Annotated in this window: 14 protein-coding genes; 7 read left to right on the forward strand and 7 right to left on the reverse strand. The window is 54.5% G+C overall.

Annotated features, from left to right (window positions below; all coding sequences use genetic code 11):
- Positions 1 to 22 precede the first annotated feature (22 nt).
- Genes Poly41_RS20970 through Poly41_RS20980 form a run of 3 tightly spaced genes read right to left on the reverse strand, consistent with a single transcriptional unit; the run spans position 23 to position 2475 of the window.
- Entirely contained in the window at positions 23 to 637 is a 615-nt protein-coding gene (locus Poly41_RS20970) for a chemotaxis protein CheW (RefSeq protein WP_146528694.1), read from the reverse strand.
- An 18-nt stretch (positions 638 to 655) separates the two neighbouring features.
- Positions 656 to 1990: a CheR family methyltransferase gene (locus Poly41_RS20975; RefSeq protein ID WP_146528695.1), complete on the reverse strand. Its 1335-nt coding sequence runs from the start codon at positions 1988 to 1990 to the stop codon at positions 656 to 658.
- Entirely contained in the window at positions 1987 to 2475 is a 489-nt protein-coding gene (locus Poly41_RS20980; protein ID WP_197231493.1) for a chemotaxis protein CheW, read from the reverse strand. The genes Poly41_RS20975 and Poly41_RS20980 overlap by 4 nt, the downstream gene beginning before the upstream one ends.
- Before the next feature lie 367 nt (positions 2476 to 2842).
- Here Poly41_RS20980 and Poly41_RS20985 point away from each other — a divergent pair, with 367 nt between their 5' ends.
- Positions 2843 to 3595: an ABC transporter ATP-binding protein gene (locus Poly41_RS20985; protein ID WP_146528697.1), complete on the forward strand. Its 753-nt coding sequence runs from the start codon at positions 2843 to 2845 to the stop codon at positions 3593 to 3595.
- Positions 3588 to 5243: a putative ABC exporter domain-containing protein gene (locus Poly41_RS20990; protein WP_146528698.1), complete on the forward strand. Its 1656-nt coding sequence runs from the start codon at positions 3588 to 3590 to the stop codon at positions 5241 to 5243. The genes Poly41_RS20985 and Poly41_RS20990 overlap by 8 nt, the downstream gene beginning before the upstream one ends.
- A gap of 83 nt (positions 5244 to 5326) precedes the next feature.
- On the opposite strand, the gene Poly41_RS20995 is transcribed toward Poly41_RS20990, so the two are convergent.
- From Poly41_RS20995 to Poly41_RS21005, 3 genes are read right to left on the reverse strand one after another with little or no spacing between them, the layout of a single operon-like run.
- On the reverse strand, positions 5327 to 8206 hold the full coding sequence (locus Poly41_RS20995) for a carbohydrate-binding family 9-like protein (RefSeq protein WP_146528699.1): 2880 nt from the start codon (positions 8204 to 8206) through the stop codon (positions 5327 to 5329).
- A complete protein-coding gene (locus Poly41_RS21000) occupies positions 8161 to 8508 on the reverse strand; it encodes a sulfatase-like hydrolase/transferase (RefSeq protein WP_146528700.1) in 348 nt (115 codons plus the stop codon). Before Poly41_RS21000 ends, Poly41_RS20995 begins: the two co-directional genes overlap by 46 nt.
- Positions 8509 to 8541: 33 nt before the next feature.
- Positions 8542 to 9087: a hypothetical protein gene (locus Poly41_RS21005; RefSeq protein WP_146528701.1), complete on the reverse strand. Its 546-nt coding sequence runs from the start codon at positions 9085 to 9087 to the stop codon at positions 8542 to 8544.
- 425 nt (positions 9088 to 9512) lie between these two features.
- On the opposite strand from Poly41_RS21005, the gene Poly41_RS21010 reads away from it, so the two are divergent.
- Positions 9513 to 10769, forward strand: a complete 1257-nt coding sequence (locus Poly41_RS21010; protein ID WP_146528702.1) for a uroporphyrinogen decarboxylase family protein — start codon at positions 9513 to 9515, stop codon at positions 10767 to 10769.
- Between the two features lie 26 nt (positions 10770 to 10795).
- Positions 10796 to 12208 carry a sugar porter family MFS transporter gene (locus Poly41_RS21015; RefSeq protein WP_146528703.1) on the forward strand — a complete coding sequence of 471 codons (1413 nt, stop codon included), beginning with the start codon at positions 10796 to 10798 and terminating at the stop codon, positions 12206 to 12208.
- Between the two features lie 109 nt (positions 12209 to 12317).
- On the opposite strand, the gene Poly41_RS21020 is transcribed toward Poly41_RS21015, so the two are convergent.
- Complete coding sequence (locus Poly41_RS21020) at positions 12318 to 13019, reverse strand: LysE family transporter (protein ID WP_146528704.1); 702 nt, start codon at positions 13017 to 13019, stop codon at positions 12318 to 12320.
- A 118-nt stretch (positions 13020 to 13137) separates the two neighbouring features.
- Between Poly41_RS21020 and Poly41_RS21025 the strand changes: the two genes are divergently transcribed.
- The 3 genes from Poly41_RS21025 (at position 13138) to Poly41_RS21035 (ending at position 16426) form a co-directional block, all read left to right on the forward strand.
- The gene (locus Poly41_RS21025) at positions 13138 to 14829 is read left to right on the forward strand and encodes a hypothetical protein (RefSeq protein ID WP_146528705.1); all 1692 of its coding nucleotides are present in this window, start codon (positions 13138 to 13140) and stop codon (positions 14827 to 14829) included.
- A gap of 188 nt (positions 14830 to 15017) precedes the next feature.
- On the forward strand, positions 15018 to 15461 hold the full coding sequence (locus Poly41_RS21030) for a hypothetical protein (RefSeq protein ID WP_146528706.1): 444 nt from the start codon (positions 15018 to 15020) through the stop codon (positions 15459 to 15461).
- An 89-nt stretch (positions 15462 to 15550) separates the two neighbouring features.
- Positions 15551 to 16426, forward strand: a complete 876-nt coding sequence (locus Poly41_RS21035; RefSeq protein ID WP_146528707.1) for a DUF1571 domain-containing protein — start codon at positions 15551 to 15553, stop codon at positions 16424 to 16426.
- The last annotated feature ends 153 nt before the right edge of the window (positions 16427 to 16579 follow it).

Here is a 16579-nt window from a genome sequence, read left to right on the forward strand (position 1 = left end):
GACGTGGGGATTTGATCTTCGTCTAATCGGATTGGTCAACATACAACTCCTCGCAACTGAGAATCGCTTCACCGTTAAAAACCATCAAGCCCTCATGGGTGCAACCAATCATCAGCTCTCGATGCCCGCCGACAACCGCAGCAGGTTCGACCAAGTCTGCTCGCTGCAGAATCCTCACATGTTCGATTGCATCCACTGCGATTCCAAATTCGATGCGATCGATTCCAAGCACCAAGATCTGAGAGTTCGAAGCCTGTTTCCCGGGGATTCCCAGAAATGCTCGCAGGTCGACAATGGCAGTCACTTCACCACGAAGGTTGATCAGCCCAATAAAGTGGGCTTCGGATTGAGGGATCGGAGTGATTTCACTTGGTCGTGTCAATTCCAATACGAACTCTGTTTCCACCGCATACATTTCATCGCCGAGCCGGAACCCGACAACTTCGATCACTTCGGTGGAGTCCAAAACTTTTTCGGGCACGCGTGCCAATTGCCGAGCCCGGGCTTCAAGCACCCGTGCCGAATCAATCGAGGAAAGGTCCTCCGCCCGATCTAGTTTCTGCTGCGCTTCTTGCAAACGGAGCTTGGCGGCATTCCAATCGAATGGGTCGTTTGAATCGGCATTCTTGGCAATCATGAATTCACTCCCGTCGCCTTACTGATCGATTCTTGCCAAACATGCATTCACGTCTGCGATGATCTGCGTTGCAGTTGCCCGATCCGAATAGGGGACCATTTGATCGGGCGGAATTCGCTGACACAGTTCTCTGGCGTTGAAAAAATGTTTGCGAGCAGCATCCAATTGTCCTCTCTTGTGTTGGATTGAGCCACAAAGAAAATGAACCATTATGGCGGAACGGTCCAAAAACAGGGCGCGTTGCACCGCCAGAAACGCTCCTGTCGGACTGCCGGTGGTCAACAGCAACTTTGCCTGTAAAAAATGCAATTCGGCGACGAGTGGGTTTTTTTCGACGGCTGTCGAGCAAACTTCGAGTGCCGCTTCTTGGTCCGAGCGAGAAAGAGCTTGGATTTGACGGACAATGGAGTCCGAACCCCTTGGCGTGCTCGATGCAGGTTGGGGTGGCGGTGGCGGTTCCCTTTTCGCTTTGTTGGTCAACCGAGGAGCCGCTGATGGATCTGCCTTGGCCGATTTCATGTCGGGCAGCAAAGTCAGTCGGCGCTGATAGAACGAGCCGAACTCTGTCATGGTCGGCACAAAGTCCGCCATGTCGGACAATATCGGGTCACCGGAGGCCGTGACCAACCAACCACCAGGCCTCAAACATCGAAACAACCGGTCGGCAATTGCAGCGTTCGTGCTCGCGTCAAAATAGATCAGCACATTTCGACAGAAGATCAAGTCCAAGTTCTGTGTTCTCGACGCGCCGCTTGGGTATCCATCCGATGCAAGGTTCAATTGAGCGAATTGAACCCGCTTTCGAATGAGTGGATTCAGACGCAAGCAATCGTTATCGCATTGAGTGACGTAGGGCCCGACATGCGACATCGCCTCGCCTCGGAAAGACCAACGTCGATACGTTGCCTCGCGAGCGTTTGCAATCGCCTCACGCGAAATGTCAGTTCCGAGAATGGAGGCAGGCTGGTGCGTCTCCTCGCAAACGATAGCGAGTGAGTAGGCTTCTTCACCCGAAGCACAGGCCGCAGACCAAGCGTGAAGCATGGTTTGATCACCACGACGCATCCGCAACTCGGGGATCACTCGCCTGCGAACAAACTCAAAGTGCTTGGGTTCGCGAAAAAAATAGGTCTCTCCAACCGTAATCTCTTCGACCAATTCGTGGTAGATCTGCTGGTCATGCTCGATCAACCGAGCGAATTGGACAGGGGATCGAACCTCCACTCGGTCCATCACTCGCAAGATCGTCGCCCGGATCGCATCGGTCTGATCCGAGCGGAAACGGATTCCTGTCAGCCGTTGAACCGTCTGAAGCACTAACTCCAAATCGCGATCGGTCAGCATCGAAGTCATTGCATCGAATGCCCCGTTGAGGTGCCGGACGATGAAAGGGACAGCAATTCAGCGAAATGGTTTTGAGTAACCATGTTTCTTAGATTGATAACGGGAACCAGCCCCACGTCCGTCTTGGTGATGAATTCGATGTTGCTCGGCGGGTCAGCCACTTCGGATTCAATCGCCGTCACGTTGCCGCCGCCCTCGGAGTCGACCTGGGCCAATTCAACCGCGCGGTCAACATGCAACGCAATGACAAGTCCCCCGGCGTCAACCACAATAAAGTGATGCGAAGGGTGTAGCCGAACCGTTGGCAGTCCCAATAGATGACGGGTGTTCAAGACTGGCAGCACCTTGCCACGGAGATTGGCGACACCAAGCAACACCTCTGAGGATTGGGGAACGACTGACAACGCTACGGACCGCAAAACTTCCACGACGATCTCCGAGCGAAGTCCGAAGTAGTGATGATCACATTCAAAGAGGAGGATTTCTGTAGCCAATCGATATCTCGTGCTCGCCGAATTCGTTACTCCTTCCATTCTATACGAGATCCGAGGGGCGGTTGGAAGATAATTCGGTGGATCCTCAGCCTGATCCTCGTAACGACCCAACCTACGGCGGTCTTCACGGAACAGGGTTCTCAATGGATCGATGAAGCCATCGATTGCAAGGAGTTGGAAAACCAACGGACGGAACGGATTCGGCAAAGGGTCGGTGAAGAGGCGTTTTCGTTGGATCACCTCCGCTGAGGCGAAACGGCTACAATAGGAGCTTCATCTTTCCCGGGCGACATTCACGCGTCCCAAACATCAATACTCGGACCTGGCTGAAAAGTACAACGTCCGTCCTCGCTTGAATGGGTGCGCCTTGATTGAAGTGATTGATTTCGTTAAACGCTACGGAGACCTTGTCGCCGTGGGAGGCACGTCGTTTTCCGTTCCGGCAGGCGCGGTTGCTGCGCTGGTCGGCCCCAACGGTGCCGGCAAAACGACAACGATTCGGACGCTTTGTGGGATACTCCGTCCAACCAGCGGACGGCTGCGGGTTGCGGACGCGGATCTCGCAAGCGAGCCGCTTCTGGTCAAGAAACGCACCGCCTACGTGCCGGATGATCCGCCGCTGTTTGACACGCTTACGGTGATCGAGCACCTTCAATTCATCGCGTCCGCCTATCGGGTGATGGATTGGCGAGCCGATGCAGACCTGCTTCTGCAACGGTTTAACCTAAGCGAAAAAGCAAATACACTCGCCTCGGAGCTTTCGCGTGGAATGCGTCAAAAGGTGGCCATCGCCTGTGCTTACCTGCGACAGCCAAATGTCTTATTGCTGGATGAACCGATGACGGGATTGGATCCTCCAAGCATTCGCACACTCAAGCAGACGATTCGCGAACAGTCGCAGCGGGGGGCCACGATTCTTGTTAGTTCGCACTTGCTGTCGTTGGTGGACGATCTTTGTGACTTCCTGGTGCTGATCCGGGGAGGCAACGTTGTTTTTAGTGGGCCAATGATAGAGGCTCGTTCACAATTTGGCGGAGTCAGTGGGTCGCTGGAGGAAGTGTTCTTCCGATTGACGGGAGAGTCCGAGGACGCAGAAGTCGGGGCAGTGAGCGATGATTGATCCCGCGTTGACGACTTTGATGCGAATGCTGATGCGTGCGGGGCTCCGCCAAGCGGGACGATTGATCAGGAAACCGTCGGGAGCCATCTTGACGCTGGTGATGCTCGTGATGGTGTCGTTCGGACTGATTCCTAGCCTTGTGTTCGCATGGACTTCGGAGGATCCATCCCATTCGATTTTTGCAACGCTCTTGACCGGATCGATTCCACTTGTGATGTATGCGATGGCCGCGGCGATGATCGTCACGGGGGCTGGCGACTCGCTTTTGGAACTCAGGCCGCCGGAACTGCAGTTCGTTCTTGCCGGGCCCTTCACGAACTCACACATTCTTTCTTATCGGCTGCTGACATTGTTGCTCGGATGGATCCCACTTAGCGCGTGTCTTTCGCTTTTCATGCTGCCCTATTTCGGCAGCTTCCTGGGTGGTTTTCTTTGTCTTGCATTGGGTGGACCGTTCATCGTCTTGATCAGCTTTCAATACACGCTGGTCAAACCCAACCTGTCATCGGTGACGATCAAGGCGATCCGTTGGATCTCGCTCTTGAGTCTGTTGGTTGTTGCACTTGAGACATCAAGAAGCCTTTGGAACGCGGATGAAGAGTACTCCGTTGCGATGATCTCCCAATCGATCAATGATGGATGGGTGGCCCAATGCGTCAGCGTTCCTTTTCTACCTTTCGCAAAGTTGCTACACGGCGAATTCAGCGTACGCCTTTTGCTCAATGCGTCCATTTGCACCGGATTGGTTGCTTTGGTTGCACTCTGTTGCTACCAGACCAACAGCGGTTTTGCCGAGCTAGCCGTTGAAGGGGTTGCCAGACGACAAAAGAAGTTGGAACGAATTCGAGGCGGAAATGTATATGGGGTTTCCTCGCGCAAAATGGAACGCGTGCGGCGGGTTCCCGTATTTGGATGGTTTGGTGGTGTCGGACCGGTCGCTTGGTCACAGATCGTCATGGCAATACGTCGTACGGGACGGTTGATTCCTGCTGTCGTCTTCGTTGGCGTGGTCGCAGCGGTGTTAGCCGCCACGTTGATGCGTGTCGATCCCAACGTACTCAGTTCGGTGCAGCGGTCCTACGCCGTGCCGATCGCGCTCGCCGCATCAGCCTATTTGGGATTCCTGATTACGATGACGGCCCAAACCGGGTTTTCTGCAAACCGACGTTTGCTGACATGGTATCAAATGCTGCCCATCCAACCGATCTCCATCGCCATCGGAATGGTCGCTGGAACGGGCCTGCTGTTGGTTGCCCTTCAATTGGCGCTTTGTCTTCCCGCCCTCGTCGTGACATCGCAATCCTGGATCGAGTGTGCGTCCCTTTTCTTTGCCGGTGTCGCGTTTAGCATTGCATTTGCTTCGACCATCAATTTTGTCTCTGCGACCACGGGTTTGCGGCCAATGCCCCAAGGGACGCCTGATGTATTTCAGGGCGCGCGCGCAATGATCTATATGTTCGTGCTTGCGATCGCGCTGATTCCGACAATCCTGTTCGGGGGCGTTATGGCCGGCCTCGCAGGCGCGATGTTGGGTTTGTCGTGGACCGTTTGCTCCATCGCTGCCGGATCGGCCATGTTGAGCCTTCAACCGATCCTCTGGTGGTTCGCTGGCGAACGTTTCGTCCAAAGCGAACTCGACGGTGACTAGCTGGGTAACGCCACTTTCCTCTTCCTACAAGCTCGACGAGGGTCAACCAGCCCAAGCCGATCCATCCGACGAAAGGACACGCTTCACCGACTGTTGCCATCGCTAGCGATCGTGCTGCGTTTCAATTCCGAAATGGACTCGAACAGGGCTGACCTTCGACGGTCCCATTCTGCTGCGTCAATCGCCTTTGCCGTTTCGGTCACGCGCGGATCGACCGCCCACATCTCTGCAAGAAGCGCTTTCGCTTTCTCAACGGCGGCGGCTTGCTCAGGCCCAGCACTCTCGATCGCGTTTTCCAGCGTCGTGATGTACTGATGGTCGGTCACTCCCTCACGAAGATTCTCCCAGTCCAACGTGCTGACCATCTCCATTTTGGTTGGGTGGGGTGCGGCCAATGCGAAATAGGGAGCCAAGCGTTCGCCTTCGCGAACACCCACCAAAGCATCTTGGTCGCCCCAGAAATAGGTCCAGTGCATTTGTGCATTCAGTGGTGTTTGCCATAGCCATAAACCGTTGCAGATTCGGGCGTATTCCGGAGTCACATCGGTTCGCGTGATGTTGTAGTACGCCAAGCCCACGCCGCCTTTGCTTTCAAGTCTTTCTCGCAACGTCTGGTACGTTCGTTCGTCGTTGTCGATCCAAGTGTCGAGATTTCGGCCGTGAAAGAAGGGTGCTTCGACGAGCGGTTCGACCAACCGCCACTTGTCCTCTTGCCTTGGGTCAAACGTCAAACCGATGGGATTGTCCGTATATTCTCGGACGATGTTCGCTGTATACATCCATGGATCGAGACGCTCGCCGATAAAGACTTCATCGCTCCAAAACAGGACCAACGATTTCGGTTTGAGCGCAAACTTCTTTTCCAAATCTCTGACTGCCGCCGCACCACGGCTAACGGCATCACGAAATAGCATTTCTTTGGCCTGCAGCGACGGGATGTCGATCGCATGGGGTTCCTTGAACTCCACACCGATCGTGCGGGCAAGTTGTTCGACCGAGAACTTGATCGCATAAGGCGGGCTCATCGAGTGCTTCATTTGCATCCGAAGCGAATGCTCTGCCGCCTCGGTGATGGGCTGGCCAGACGAATCGAAAACGATTCCCTGCCAGAACATCACAGTCCTGGCGCCATGGGCGGCCATGTCCGCGAAGACGATCTCGGCCCAGCGAGGATCGGCATCGTCGAGTGAGCCACGCTTGATGTTCAGAAACGCTCCCGCTCGCTCCGCAGGTTGGTCCAACTTAAAATCACCGACCGACAAGTTGATCGGAATCGTCGAGACGAGTTGGTCTTTTGATTTCAAAACAAGATCACCTGAATACTCTCCGCTTTGGGTGTCCTCTGGAATGTCGATCTTCACAGTGATTAACCGAAGCTGCCCACGGTGGAACACCTTCGGCGGCTCGTTCCAGACAAACCGCCACACGAACAGGGCGTCGTCTTGTGGCCCCTGGTAGTGGACCGGTTTGAGCATCCGTTGCACCCAACCGATCGAAATGCGATCACCATCGATCACCCCTTTTCGACCTGATAAACGGGTCAGTTGAAGATCGGGGTGATCAAGCATTTGATTGGCAAATAGCGAGACCGCTACCGCTTTGGTTTCCCCCTTCGCGGCGTGCAACAAGATCGACTGGACCAAGTCGGCACGACCAGGCTGCTCTCGCATGTTCGGTGGCTCGGTGATGGAGCCATGGATCCAACCGACGGCGTCTCTTCCAAGAGGGCCTGTGAAATCCGGTTGGAATGGGTCTCGACGTTGGACGGTTACTGGGGCGACATTTTCAAGTTGGTTGGTGATCGAAACCTGGCCGTGCATCTCGGTATGCTTGGGTGACAAGATGCTGATGACATGTTTGCCGCCAGGAACGTCGTCGAATACGTAGACGCCATGAGCATCGGTTCGTTCAATACGACCGAAAGCCTTCACGGGAACATCTTTCAGCGGCTGTGCATCCCCATCGATGAGTGTTCCTCGCAGTGTGTGCGTGTTTTCACCTGCGAGATCGTCCTCAGCAAATTTGAGAATGCCAAAACGCTTCGGCCTGTGAAACTCACCACCCGTGGATGACCAAGCATTCCAGTTCCGCTGGCCCGGTACCTCCGTACGACAAACATTCGCACGCCATAAGGATCCCGGCGTGGGGAAACGGATTCCGAGATCCGAGAGGGGAATCTTCACCTCGACATTCCAGTAGTCAAAATGGTGGTACCCACCGACGATTACGCCATCCGCATCCCAAGCGGTTTCGTTGCCCGGGCCTATCCACTTGCGATCGTAAATGCCGCCTGCTGGATTGACCGCGATTTGATAGTAGGCATCGCCCGAAGTCGGAGGCTGCAGGAAAATCTCAATGCTATCGCAGCGGTGAATCTCTGGGGCATCATGTCCACTCGGTCCGTGGTGATGCGATTCCTGGCCTCGTTCCACCGCGCGAACAAACAGATAGAGGTTCTCGGTGTCATGAGCGATTTGAAACTCGGTCGCTTGGGGTGCCCTGCCTCCTGAAATTGCGTTGACGAGGAGGTTTTGTTTGCCGTGTTGCCATACGGGATCATCGGGTTTGCCATCGATTTTCACTGCCGTGTCGATCTTCGGAACGGTTGCTTGTGGTAAACCGAATCGTGAGGCATCACCGTCGACTTGACGAAACTCGCTCGTGTGCTCGTTCGGAACGGTGCGGCTACGGACCGTGTCGTTAAAAAGCCCGACGTTGTCAATCTCGATTGTGCCCGCGTCATAGAGGAAAATCGAAAGCAGCACCGAATCGACCTTTGATTCCGCAGCGATCGTGAAGGAATAGACCGCGGCTGTCCACGTGTCGACGATGGGTTCTTTGTTCCGAGTGGAGCTGTAGACGTAGTATTTGCCGCCGGCTTGGTTTGGAAGATTGTTTCCATCCGCGTCACGAAAGATCACACGCAACGAGGGTGATGCCCAGCGCAGATCGTAGAGTGGCATGTACCAAGCTCATCAAGCTTATCGAGCAGTCGACCGATGGATGCGTCTAAGTGCTCGATTGCAGCCAGATACATCGCGTTGTGAAAACCCACCTCGGGAGCACCTTGGTCACGATACTTCTTTACCAATTCGGGCGGTGCGGAAACCTTGTTGTGCAGTGTGTGGTGCGACAGGTAGTAGAACCAACGGCGGTCTCGATTCGCTTCGAAAAACTCACAAGCCGAATCGGTTAAGTGATCCACCCATTTGTCCCCTTCGTTCTGTGATCCCTTGTCTGGCCGATGGAGCTGCTTCCTTTCCATACAAACCTTCGGCTAACCGCGTGAGCACTTCGTTCACATTCGATTCCGGATCCTGCGAAAAGGCTTGAGCAATGGATAAGTTGGGCAATGAACCAAACCTCTTTGGGCAACTGCTGAATGATTTCCGTTCCATCGCCATGCCCTCGCCATCCCCAATCCCAGACCATCACTTTGGCCGATGGGTTTGACCGATGCACCCCATTGGTGATTGCTGTATTCACTTCGGCAATGATCTCCGCATCGGTACGGTCTCGGCAACGTGAACTCCTTGATGTCGGCAATGAACTGAAAGGCCGGTTCGTGCGGTTGGTTCAGCGATGGTCCAAAGTGTTCTGCGACCACTTGTTTGATTTCGGCAGCTCGTTGCTTCGCCGATGCGCTCGGGTTCTCCCAACGCACCGGAGCACATTTTGGTTTGAGCGAACCGAGTTTAATGAACAGAAAATCGTCTTCTCTCAAGGAAACGGCTAAGTCTTCAGCGGTCCTATCGAGGAGTATCAGGATCTGTTCGTAGGGCAGCAGGTGCCAATTTCGGCGTAAGATCGTGATGTACCCGCGATCTCGCCAATCGGGAAGCACCTTCTCGACTCGTTTGAGTCAAACATGGATGTTAGCTTGGTAGCGCCACTTTGTGTACGATTCACCGTCATTGGCTGAATCAATCTCGGTCGGAGTCTGGCTTGCACTTCCAGCCCCGGATGCGCTCACGCGATCCGGCCAATGGCTGAAATGCCTGCGGCATGAAAGATAACACAAATCCATCCGTCATTTGATTGACAGTGTAATACGTTGAACTTATGTGTTTGCGCGATTATTCGGGCTAGGATCTCGAGAAATGGAATACACCCTGAGCATTCAACAAATAGCGTGGTTTTTGGCCGGTTCTATGAAAGCAATTTGCCGTCTGCTATAAAAGTGTTTCCTTCCGAGTGAACGTAGATGCTTCCAGACAACGTTCCCAAGTCTCCCGCCCGCTAACGGTCCAACCACGTTAGGATTCGATTATGGATGGCCGCCAACGTCTCGATGCCACATTGAATCATCGGCAACCGGATCGCGTGTGTGTTGATTTTGGAGCAACCTTTGTCACGGGCGTTCATGTCGCCGTTGTCGACAAACTCCGTAAAGCCGTTCTTGGTGATCCCGAGTACCGAGTTCGAGTCATCGAACCGTATCAAATGCTGGGTGAGATTGATGACGAACTTCGTGATGCACTTGGTATTGATGTCGTTGGACATTTAACACGAAAAAGCATCTTCGGTACGGACGAGTCGGACTGGAAACCGTTCACCATGTTCGATGGCTGCAAAGTCCTGGTGCCTCACAACTTCAATACGACCGTTGAACCCGGTTCGGGTGATCTGCTGATTTATCCTGAAGGCGATCGATCCTGCGCACCGTCGGGGCGGATGCCGAAAGGCGGCTATTTTTTCGACTCCATCATCCGCCAACATCCGATCGATGAAGCGACGTTGGACCCCAACGACAACTTGGAAGAATTCAAACGGTTTGATCAACAGGACGTGGCGTTTTACCAACAAGTCAAGCATTGGTTCGATCAACGAAGCCAAGCCGGCAGCATCGTCATCGTTCCAGGCTCTGCCATGGGCGACATCGCTTTGGTTCCCGCGCCGTTTTTGAAAGACCCCAAAGGCATTCGCGACATTGCCGAATGGTACATGTCAACCGCAATGCGGACCGATTACGTCCATGCCATCTTTGAAAAACAATGTGAAATTGCGTTGGAGAACATCCGCCAAATGATTGATATTCTGGGCGACAGCGTGCAGTCGGCCGTCATTACGGGAACCGACTTTGGGATGCAGACCGGCGCAATGATTTCCAACGCCAGCTACCGCGATCTGTTTCAGCCCTATCACAAAAAGATCAACGATTTGATCCATCGTGAAAGCAACTGGAAAACGTTTATCCATTCCTGTGGCAGCGTATGGACGCTCATTCCCGACTTTATCGAAGCGGGCTTTGACATTCTCAACCCGGTACAGTGTTCTGCGGCCGAAATGGATCCTCGTCGGCTAAAAGCGACCTTTGGTAACGACATCGTTTTCTGGGGTGGTGGAGTTGATACGCAGAAGACACTTGCCTTCGGTACACCCGACGAGGTCTACAACGAAGTTCGCGAGCGAATCGAGATTTTTAACGACGGAGGCGGGTTCGTCTTCAATGCGATCCACAATGTCCAAGGTAACGTGTCGATTGAAAACGTTCGAGCGATGTTTAATGCGATCCACGACAGTTGACACCCACGACGGGCCCTTAAGATCCGATGCAAACGCAAGCACCCAAGTCAAAGATTGTCTCGAGCGACCACGGCAGTCTGTCTTACCTCATTCGCATTGTCCTTGTCGCGACGCTCGGCGGGCTGTTATTTGGCTATGACACGGCCGTTATCGCGGGCGCGATCGGCTTTCTACAAACCCACTTTGAACTGAACGCAGCGATGAAGGGCTGGGCCGCGTCGAGTGCGCTCGCCGGTTGCGTACTTGGGGTGCTTTGTGCCGGTCCGCTCAGTGATCGCTTCGGAAGGCGAAAGACGTTGATCTTCGCCGCGGTCATGTTCTTTGTCTCTGCGATTGGGACTGCCGTTCCTCGTACGCTCACGGAATTCGTCGTTTTTCGATTTCTCGGCGGAATGGGCGTCGGAGCGGCATCGATGACAAGCCCCATGTACATCGCCGAAATCTCGCCGGCGCGATTACGCGGACGGATGGTCAGTATCAATCAATTCGCGATCGTCTCGGGGATGCTTGTCGTCTATTTTGTCAATTACTTTATCGTCGCCTATGGGGAAGGCATCGGGGGAAATTGGAATGACAGCCAAGCTTGGCGGTGGATGTTCGGTTCCGAAGCGATCCCCGCAGTGGCTCTTTTTGTCTTGCTTTTTTTCGTCCCTGAGTCGCCGAGATGGCTGATGGAAAAGGGACGCGAGGAACAGGCGAGGTCCATTTTGACCCAAGTCGACGGGAGCGATAACGCGGAGAAGGAGCTTGGCGAAATTCGCAGAACCGTTGCATTGGAACCGACCCGTTTGTCTGAATTGCTGACGTCCCGACTGCGAACCGTGTTGATGATCGGAATCGCCCTTGCCGTTCTGCAGCAAGTCACAGGAATCAACGTGTTTCTGTATTATGCACCTGAGATTTTCAAGAGTGTCGCGGGGGCGAAAGCAGACATTGCGATGTTGCAAACTGTCGTTGTCGGTGCCGTGAATCTTGGGTTCACCGTCGTTGCGATTTGGTTGGTGGATAAGGTGGGGCGAAAACCGCTGATGATCGTCGGCACAACCGGGATGGGGATTTCGCTGCTTGCACTCGGGTGCGCCGCCTGGTTGGATCAATTGTCTGCTTGGGCTTTGATCTTTATTCTTGCTTACATCGCTAGTTTCGCGCTGTCGGTCGGGCCAGTCACCTGGGTCATCCTGTCGGAGATTTTTCCAACCAAGTTTCGAGGCCGAGCACTGTCCATCGCGACCGTTTGGCTGTGGGTCGCCAATTTTGGCGTGAGCCAGACGTTTCCAATGATGGATGAGAATCCATGGTTAGTGGAGACGTTCAACCACGGATTCCCATTCCTGCTTTATGCCGCGTTCTGCGTCTTGTTGCTGGGAATCGTCCTGTTTGCGATTCCCGAAACGAAGGGACAAACGCTCGAGCAGATTGAAAAACGCTGGCTCGGTTGAACGTCGTTACAAGCGATTAAGGGAAAAGCCGACGGCTCGAATATCCGGCACTGCGAGAACCAAGATTCTGAGCTGACAATCATGCTTTCCTGAGATTTCGGTTGGCTTCTCAGTGAGTTCCCAGCAGCGAATGGAAGGGGAACACCAGGCTTGCGTCATATAGAAACTTGCCCCCGAAACCCAGCAACACGACTCCACAGACGGCAGAGACCACAAATTGGGCACGCTCCCCAAAGATCTCGGAGCCTTTGAATCCCGCCATGGACAAGACTTCCAACCATCCCAGGTCGCATAACCAGTGGACGATCGTGAACAGCGCCAAGACGACGATGCCGAGCGTCAATGCCTCGGTTGCCAGGGTCAGCCCCACCGTCGCCCACCAGACCAGGAAGTAAGGATTGGCTGCGGTTAGAACGATACCAATGACCAGAGGATGTCGTTGAACGGGAGCTTCGACGAGGTTGTTCTTCTGTCGGAGGCTCAGGAGAAGTTGCAGCCCCATCAGCAGTAGTACCGCTCCACCCGTCAGACCAATGACCGCCCTTGCCGTGGGTGAATCAAGAAAGTTGGAAGCGCCAAAGACGAGCAGCAGAATGAGCGGAACCTCGACGACGGCGTGTCCAAGGGCAATCATCGCCCCAGCGTGTCGATGCCGAGCACCTGCGGCCAATGTCGCCGCGGTGATAGGCCCTGGAGCCATCACGCCCGAGAGAGAGATCGCGATTGCGGAAACAAAGAAGGTCAACATGGTCCCGTCACATCGTCCCTTCCAATCGCTGGCTGCGAGTGGGGTCTCGGCCAATACAAACAAGGCCCTGAGATTTCCAAGATCACTTTAGCAAGAATGCTAATTGTCTCGGGGGTTTCCGGGGTACGCAAGGGGCATCCGTCGACTCTCGACAAACCGGCTTTCCGCGCGAGGGCGGTATGTGCAATTCGGACTGGTCTCTCCGCTGGGTGGCCATTTCTTGTTTACCGATGAAATCGAAGTGTTTCGCGGTCCTGCTCACTTGCTCGACCAACCGGCATCGACTCTCGCGGTGACGATGCAGCAGCTCTACCGTACCCTGCGAATTCGCCATGCTACGCATCGGCGATTGACCACCGATGCAGACGCCGTAGAAACCGCGATTCGCCGGGCGGCATCACTTGCTCGCCCGCAACAAAAGGAGCTGCTTGATCGCGTGCTTGTGATTCAATCGCAAATCCAGGAACTCGATGCCGCAAAAAAGCTTCCTCGTAACGCCGTACTTCCTTTGAACCCAACGCACGCGGATCTGTATTCCGTCCAGGCCGATTTATGGCGGCGACAGAATCACTCACCCTTATCGGTAAGTGTTCCTCCAACATGGGATCCAGTGGATCCACTCACTCCGCCGCCCGACGAGCCAGTGAGCAAGATCGAAGTGCATTCGATGCGGGGTGAGTTCCGTGCGGCGGCATTCAATTTGTTCAATAGCACAGCCGAGACGATGGATGTGCAATTGCAGATCGCGGGTATGCCGGGTGGTACGGCGCCGAGCTACTTAACACTGCATGAAGTCCAGTGGACCGACACTTCCGAAAGCCAACCCGTAGCAGCTGCGTTGCCACTGGCAAAACGGTCCGCCGATGGATGGACGGTATCGGTGTTGCCGGGATTGGTGCGTCAGGTCTGGCTTACGTTTCATGTCACCGACTTGCCAGCGGGAACCTACCAAGGTCGCGTTGAGGTTCGTGGTTCCGAAAACCCCTCCCAAACGATTCCGTTGGAACTTCGTGTCTGGCCCGTTGAGTTCCCCACACAAACAACTCTGTTGGTGGGTGGTTGGGACTACAGCGACGATGATGCTCACTTCGGAATGACAACCAAGAACCGGCAAGCATTTCTACGGCACTTGCAAGCACGGTTCGTCAACGCCCCCTGGGCAACCGCGACGGTCCTGCGATCGTTCACGATCGATCCAAACGATCGTAAAAAGATCACGCTCGACACCGCGCAAATGGATAAGTGGATCGATCGATGGCCTCCTGCAAAAGCCTACATGGTGTTCTTGTCGGTTGCGGATTACACCGGTGCCATTCGTGCCTCGATGGGGAATACCGAAATGGGATCGGCCGACTTCAATCAAAGCGTTGCAACCTGGATTTCTGCATGGGTACGACATCTTCGCGGCAAGGGAATCTCGCCTGACCAGTTGGCGATCTTGATCCTTACAGCTACTATCGTTTGCAGGCATGGAGTGCTTGGCAAGAAGGAGCAACGGGGTCTTTTTTCTGGGCGTTCGGTGACAACAGCAATGCATCAAGTTGGAATGAGTACTTGGCTACCAGCGGTCCGTACACGCCGCTCTTTATCGACGACACGAACGTTACAGCGGGGAAGCAAATGGAAGCGATCCGCGAGAGCGCCGAAGACTACGAGTACTTGGCCATGCTCCGCAAACGCATTGACCAAGCGACTCATGATGGTCGTCAAGACGAAGTCGTGGTCAACGCGAAGAGGGTTCTCGCCAAGGCGACACGTGACGTGCTCCATGCAGAGAACGCTGACCGACTTCGTTGGCATGAATCCAAAGATCGCGGCATCGCCGATCGCGTTCGCGTGGAACTACTCGAGGCGATCAGCTCCCTCTGAATAGCCGGATTTGCTACGCACGACTAACCCAATCCCTAGGACTCACAAGAATTGGGAGAAGAAGCCCTTAAAACCGGTTCAATCGGAAGTGACAAGTTTCACTTGTTGACCGTGGCACTATGATGATGCGGAGATCCGCATGCTCCCGTTCAACGGATCCATCAATCGCCCTTCGCTACCGGAGTGAATTCCATGCACCGTTTCTTAAGGTTTTCGGCCATCGCCCTGTTTATGATCTGCGTGACGATTCATTCGGGCCAAGATGCGAAGGCCCAATATCCGTCCGTACAAGCTGTTGCGCCTGCGGTGGTTGGTTATGTCCCAGAACGTCGCGGATTGTTTGGGTGGAGGACCACGTATCGACCCGTGATTGCTCCGGTCTCGGTCGCAGCCCCGGTGGTGACAGCACGCCCCGTCGTCGTTGCACGCCCCGCGATCGCCTCGCCACCTGTCACCGTCCGATATGCACCCATGCCAGCTCCGGTAACAAGCTACTACGCACCACCAAGCGTTGCTGCGCCGGTGAGGTCGTACTACGCACCACCGACGGTTGTTGCCCCGGTGAGGTCGTACTACGCACCACCAGCGCCCGTCTTGGTTCCGTTAACGCCATCGATCCCGGTGCTGGGGTATTAGTGTTGTATTTCGAAGCCCCAGTGTGAATGCGCTGCGTTTGATGCCACCGAGCGACTTCACCCAAGTTCCTAAACAAGAAGAACGGCCTGATGACATTGTGTTGGTTCCGGATCTCCTGCGTGTTTGCACCAACGTTGATGGCGTTGGCACTCAGTCTTTCCGCGATGGCGGTGGAACCTGAGACAACATCAGACCCCGACACGTCGGCTCATCCACTTGCTTCAACCATCCGCTTTGCGAAATCGCACAGTCAGTACATACGCGAAGCTGTCCAGGACTATTCCTGCTCAATTGCAAAACGCGAGCGGATCGATGGTGAGTTACAGCCCTACCATTACATTCGAGCCAAGGTTCGCTGTGGCCAACGACAGCAGGATCGTCTGGTGGAACCCATGGCCGTCTTCTTGCAGTATCGGGCGCCGAAGCATCTGAAAGATCGCCGCGTCCTCTACATCGAGGGCAAGAACGATGGGATGATGCTGGTGCGAAAGGGCGGGAACGTCATGAAGTATTTGCAGCTGACGGTCGATCCAGACAGCAGGTCGGCGAGGCGGGATAGCAACTACCCCATTACAGACTTTGGTTTAGACAGGGTGATCGATCGTCTTGTAGGGCAAGCCGAAAAAGACATCGAGAACGACCCCACGGCTTCAAACACGCAGGTGTCCTACTTTCGCAATGCAAAGGTCAAGGACCGAGTTTGCACTCACATTCGAGTGACTCATCCCGCGTCGGGTGATGGGTTTGGTTTTCACACAGCCAACCTCTACATCGACGACGAATTGCATGTGCCCATTCGGCTCGTCGTCCATGGCTGGCCGACGCGTGCCGATGAACCGCCACCACTGAACGAAGAGTACAACTACATGAACCTACGGCTAAATGTCGGGTTGACGGACGCTGATTTTAGCGAGTCACATCTCGAGACCCTGCCAAGCCAGCCTTCAGAGTGGGCGGCCCCATAACAGACGCGTCTGAGCAATCGGGGTGATGGATCCATCCAGCTCCGGTCGATCAACCGACTGTTTGGATTGAGGCTCTGTTGCATTGAGGGCGTTGCTTCTCGCGATACTCGGCTTCGCATCTCGCGAGAGGTCATCAAGGGCTAGTATTCCGCC

It is taken from the genome of Novipirellula artificiosorum (assembly GCF_007860135.1).
In the GTDB taxonomy this organism is placed as follows: domain Bacteria; phylum Planctomycetota; class Planctomycetia; order Pirellulales; family Pirellulaceae; genus Novipirellula_A; species Novipirellula_A artificiosorum.